Raw genomic sequence first — 5,093 nt, 5'->3', positions numbered from 1 at the left:
CCGCAACATCCTCCGGGGTTCCCGCCGTGATGCGTATACAGCGGTTCAGGGGTGCTACACCCGGCATGCGGACGAAGACGCCTGCCGCCACCAGATTGTCGAGAACGCGCTTTGCAAAGCCTCCATCGCGGCCGCAATCAATGGTGACGAAATTTGTGGCGGAGGGGAGCGGCGTCAAGCCATTGGCGCGCGCCAATCCGCTGATCTCTTCCCGCGCCGCCTTCACCTTTGCCACGACACTCCTCAGGTGGTCCTGATCGGCCAGTGCGGCAACACCGGCTGCCTGGCCCATGCGGGTGATGCCGAAGTGATTGCGCACCTTGTCGAAGGCGGAGATGAGATCGGCATGGCCGATGCAGTAGCCGAGCCGCATGCCCGCCATGCCATAGGCCTTTGAGAATGTGCGGAAGCGCAGGACGTTCTGCTGTGACACATCGAGCGGGGGCAGCGTGCCGTCGGGCGCGAATTCGCCATAGGCTTCGTCCAGCATCAGCAGCGCGCCCTGCGGAAGTCCGGCGATGAGGTCCTGCACCGTCTTCTCATCCCACCAGCTGCCCATAGGGTTGTCGGGATTGGCAAAGTACAGGAGTCGCGCGCCCTCGCGCTTGGCAAGCTCGAGAAGCGATGCAGGGTCTTCCCGGTCATTCACATAAGCTGTGGTGACGAGGCGGCCGCCGAAGCCATGGACGTGAAAGTTGAAGGTGGGATAGGCGCCAAGCGAGTTGGCGACCGTCACCCCCGGCTCGACAAAGAGCCGCACGGCAAGGCCGAACAGCCCGTCGATGCCCTCGCCCACCATCACGTTTGCGGGCGCAACGCCCAGGTGCCGCGCCAGCGCTGACCTGATCTCGTGATTTTCGGGATCGCAGTATTTCCAAACCTCGGGCGCTGCCTGCGCCATGGCGGCGATGACCTTCGGCGACGGGCCGAACACGCTTTCGTTCGCCCCGATGCGGGCGCGGAACAGCGTGCCGGTGCGGCGCTCCAGCGCCTCCGGACCAACGAAGGGCACGGAGGAGGGGAGTTTTTCGACCAGTGGCGTGAAGGGCAGGGACATCAGATGTATTTCCGCCAGTCGTGCTCTTCGCGAAAGCCAAGCACCTCACGGATCTTGGCGTTGGAGAGCGGAGCCTCGTTCCCCACCATCTCGCGCGTCAGCGGGATCTGCGGGCAGTGCTTCTTGAGGAAGGCAGCGGTTGGCTCCATGGCCGTGATGCTGTCGTTCACTGCGTTGAACACCTGGAAGCCAAGTCCGTCCTTCTCGATACAGAGATGCACGATCTGCCCCAGGTCCCGGGCATCGATGTAGCTCCAGGCGTTGCGCTTGCGGCTCATGGGCCGTTCCAGGAAACTCCTGAACGCCGGATACTCATGTGGCTCGATGACGTTGCCGATCCGCAGTGCATAGATATCCGCGCCATAGCGCATGGCGAAGGCCTTCGCTGTCTTCTCGTTCACCAGCTTCGAGAGCCCGTAGGAGTCCATCGGGTCTATGTCATAATCTTCCTCGAGAGGGAAATGGTGGTAGTCCTTGTCGCCCTCGGCGAAGCAGACCCCATAGGTCGTTTCGCTGGAGGCGATGATGACTTTGCGGACACCGAGCTTCATCGCCGCCTCGATGACATTGTAGGTTGACACCGTGTTCACCGCGAAGGTGGTGTTGTCCGGGTTGATCAGAACCCGGGGAACGGCGGCGAAATGCACAACGGCATCGGGTCTTCCGGGCGCCTGGCCCTGGTCATAACCTTCGAACCCGAAATGCGTGGTCAGTGCGTTGAAGACCTGTCCTGAGTCCGTGATGTCTGCGAGGAGGGTATTCACCCCCGGGCAGTCGAGGGGCTTCAGGTCAACATTCAGGATGTCGTAGCCCTTGGCCTTGAGCCATGGAACGACGTGCTTGCCGGCCTTTCCGGACCCACCCGTGAAAACGATGCGCGGTGCCATTGAACCCTCCATTTCTCTGCGATGGGGGTTCTGTAGGAGGCGGACGCCAGGCTGGCAAGTGGCGGTCTCGATCAGATCGCCTGTGCCGGCCATCGTGAAACGCCAGCGATCGGGAGTCTTCAGTACAGGCGGCCGAATTCCTGATTTGAAGAGAATTGTATAGTCATGAACATTTCAGTTGGAACGGATGGCTATATTTTCGAGCGGGGAGGTCCAACATGATGCGACATTTAGCAAAGAACACCTTGATCGCCATGGGTCTTGTTTCCGCCATCTCCGGCGTTGCACGGGCGGATGACTCGCAGAATCTTGCAAAGCAGCTCGCCAATCCACTCGCCGCCCTCATCAGCGTTCCTTTCCAGGGCAATTACAACAGCGGCATAGGGCCTCTCGAGGATGGCGAGCAAGTCGTTGTCAATGTGCAGCCCGTCATCCCCATCACGCTCAATGAAGACTGGAACCTGATCTCGCGGACCATCCTGCCGGTTGTGAGCCAGCAGGACATTTTCCCCGGTGCCGGCCAGCAGTTCGGACTGGGCAACACGGTACAGAGCCTGTTCTTCTCGCCCAGCCAGACGATTGATGGCTGGACCCTTGGCGCAGGCCCGGTCTTCTACCTGCCAACCAGAACCGATGAGCTCTTAGGCCCGGAGAAGTGGGGTGCGGGGCCAACTGCGGTCGCGCTCTGGCAGGGCAGCGGCTGGTCCATCGGGATGCTGGCCAACCACATCTGGTCCGTTGCGGGTGCAGAGGATGATCCGGATATCAATGCGACCTACCTCCAGCCATTCGTATCCTACACCACCAAGGACTCCTGGACCTTCTCTCTCAACACCGAATCCACCTACAACTGGGAGAATGAGGACTGGTCCGTTCCGGTGAACGGAACCGTCTCGAAGTTGGTGAAACTCGGAGGGCAGCCCGTGAGCCTGTTTGGCGGCGTTCGTTACTGGGCTGTTTCACCGGAAGATGCCGGTCCCGAAGGCTGGGGCGCACGGTTTGGGGTCACGTTCCTGTTTCCAAAATGAATGGTGGCAAAGCATGCGAACCCGTCAATACGGATGCCTGCTGTCTTGAACCCTGCCCGATACCTGTGCCTTGTTGTTCTGGGAGTGGCTCTTGCCGCATGTGCGGGGCCGACTGTGGAGTCACTGCGTGATCCAGTGCCGGAGCCGCTCGTCACGCAGTCCGCGGTTCCGGGTTACAAGAACATCCGCTACTGGGGTGACGATGGCGACGGTCTTTCGCCTGACATCGCCGCGGAGATTTCAGCCCAGCAGAAGGCGTCCGGCAACACCTCCAAAGAGCGCAACTTCCTGGCGGTGTCTGGTGGTGGCAGCAACGGAGCATTTGGCGCCGGCGTGCTGTTTGGCTGGACGGCCTCCGGCAAGCGCCCGGAATTCACCGTCGTCACAGGCGTCAGCACCGGCTCCCTGATCGCACCTTTTGCTTTTCTGGGGCCTCCTTACGATGGTTATCTGAAGGAGGCCTACACCGAGGTTTCCGGAGATGACATCTTCGAAAGGAAGGGCGTCTTCCGTATTCTGGGATCTGCATCAGTGGCCGACAATTCGCCACTGCGCCGGCTTGTGTCGCGCTACGTGACCGGGCAGATGCTCGCCGACATCGAGCGTGAGCACAAGCGGGGGCGGCGCCTCTTGGTCGGCACCACCAACCTTGATGCGGAACGGCCCGTCGTCTGGGACATCGGGGCCATTGCGTCGAGTGGTGTTCCCGGGCGCCAGCAGCTCATACAGGATATCCTGGTCGCATCGGCCTCCATTCCGGGCGTATTCCCGCCAGTGAAGATCCAGGTCGTGGCGGATGGAATGACCTTCGACGAGATGCATGTCGACGGCGGCACGAGCAATCAGGCCTTCATGTTCCCGTCGAACTTCTCGGTGCGCGAGAATGACAAAAAGCTGAACCAGAAAGGCATCGTCCGGACACTCTATGTGTTGCGGAATGGCAAGGTCACGCCTGAATTCAGCAAGGTCAAGCCCCGCCTGGCCTCGATTGTCAGCAAGTCCATCAGTTCGCTGATCAAGACGCAGGGTATCGGTGATCTCTACCGGATGTACGCCAACGCCCAGCGCGATGGAATTGCCTTTCGCGCCATCTGGATTCCGGATAGCTTCACCATGCGGGAGCCTCAACCTTTCGATCCCGCCTTCATGAAGGCTCTGTTCGAGCTCGGATATGAGATGGGCCGCAAGGGCATTCCATGGGCAGAGCAACCGCCCTGAGTGGGGTCACTGATCCCTGTACAAGAAGCAACTGTCTCTCTGTCCAGTCACCCGCCACTGCTCGCGATTCGGTATGCGGTGCCAAAGTGCAAGCATTGAGCGCGCGTTCCGACCAGGTGATCCACTTGGCCGCAGCTTGCTGCCGGCGATCGGATTGTTCATCTGACTTTGGACAAGATCCTTCCCGGCACCATGATTGCTGCTGGCTTGGGGATTGGTTCCGGCAATCACTGCGGCTCTTTGTGGATGTCCTGAGAGCGTGATTTCGGCCACGTGCCCGGCGGCGCGCTTCCTATGCGGTGCGCCGTTGCCGTGAAGCGTGATCGAGCATGGAGATGGAACGGTCATCTCTCTGCATCAAGTGGCGCACGTAGATGAAAACACAGATCCAACTCACGAGTGCCGGGTAGAGAGCGAATGTGTAGTAGGCAAGATCGTTCTGGAACTCCGATGGCCGGAGCGCCAGCGCCACTGCCACGCCGGCGAGCAGAACGATCATCGTGATGGACATGGCCCGCGCCGATTCGAGGTGTCCCCGGTATGCGGCGGCGGCGACCCAGCCCCAAAAGAACAGCAGCATGAAGAAGCTGCTTCCAAGCAGCCTTCCAACAATAGCAGAATGCGCGGCCAGCGCCATGGCGATCCAGAACAGAACCCAGTATGGCCGACTCTTCACGTTGCGTGCTCCCAGAAAGATAGAAAGGCCGTTAATCGGACTGATGCCATCTCATGCATGTCTATCTGTCCCATGACCATGATCGAGTCAAAGCCTTGCTGGTCATCTTCCCTAAGTTGATAACCCTTTATAAAGGTGATTCGTATTCACAAAAGGGATTGCGTGCTTGGTTTGCACATTCTTCAGCGGCCAACATCAATCAAAAATTGAAATTACCGCTGTTTATG

The 5,093-nt window shown here is 59.7% G+C and carries 5 protein-coding genes; 2 read left to right on the top strand and 3 right to left on the bottom strand.

Annotated elements, in window-relative coordinates:
- Both ACILRA_RS19595 and ACILRA_RS19590 read right to left on the bottom strand, forming a co-directional pair.
- Nucleotides 1–1,057, bottom strand: a 1,057-nt coding sequence (locus ACILRA_RS19595; RefSeq protein ID WP_395663737.1) for a pyridoxal phosphate-dependent aminotransferase, incomplete at its 3' end; no start/stop codon positions are given.
- Entirely contained in the window at nt 1,057–1,944 is an 888-nt protein-coding gene (locus ACILRA_RS19590) for an NAD-dependent epimerase/dehydratase family protein (RefSeq protein WP_395663736.1), read from the bottom strand. The genes ACILRA_RS19595 and ACILRA_RS19590, both read right to left, overlap by 1 nt.
- Before the next feature lie 221 nt (nt 1,945–2,165).
- Between ACILRA_RS19590 and ACILRA_RS19585 the strand changes: the two genes are divergently transcribed.
- Nucleotides 2,166–2,972: a transporter gene (locus ACILRA_RS19585; protein WP_395663738.1), complete on the top strand. Its 807-nt coding sequence runs from the start codon at nt 2,166–2,168 to the stop codon at nt 2,970–2,972.
- A 135-nt stretch (nt 2,973–3,107) separates the two neighbouring features.
- The gene (locus tag ACILRA_RS19580; protein WP_395663735.1) at nt 3,108–4,190 is read left to right on the top strand and encodes a patatin-like phospholipase family protein; all 1,083 of its coding nucleotides are present in this window, start codon (nt 3,108–3,110) and stop codon (nt 4,188–4,190) included.
- Between the two features lie 292 nt (nt 4,191–4,482).
- Here the strand turns inward: ACILRA_RS19580 and ACILRA_RS19575 are convergent, their stop codons facing one another.
- Complete coding sequence (locus ACILRA_RS19575) at nt 4,483–4,866, bottom strand: hypothetical protein (RefSeq protein ID WP_395663734.1); 384 nt, start codon at nt 4,864–4,866, stop codon at nt 4,483–4,485.
- Nucleotides 4,867–5,093: the final 227 nt, after the last annotated feature.

This window comes from Aestuariivirga sp., assembly GCF_044239095.1.
In the GTDB taxonomy this organism is placed as follows: Bacteria; Pseudomonadota; Alphaproteobacteria; order Rhizobiales; family Aestuariivirgaceae; genus Aestuariivirga.
This window is presented reverse-complemented; position numbering and strand designations above follow the sequence as displayed.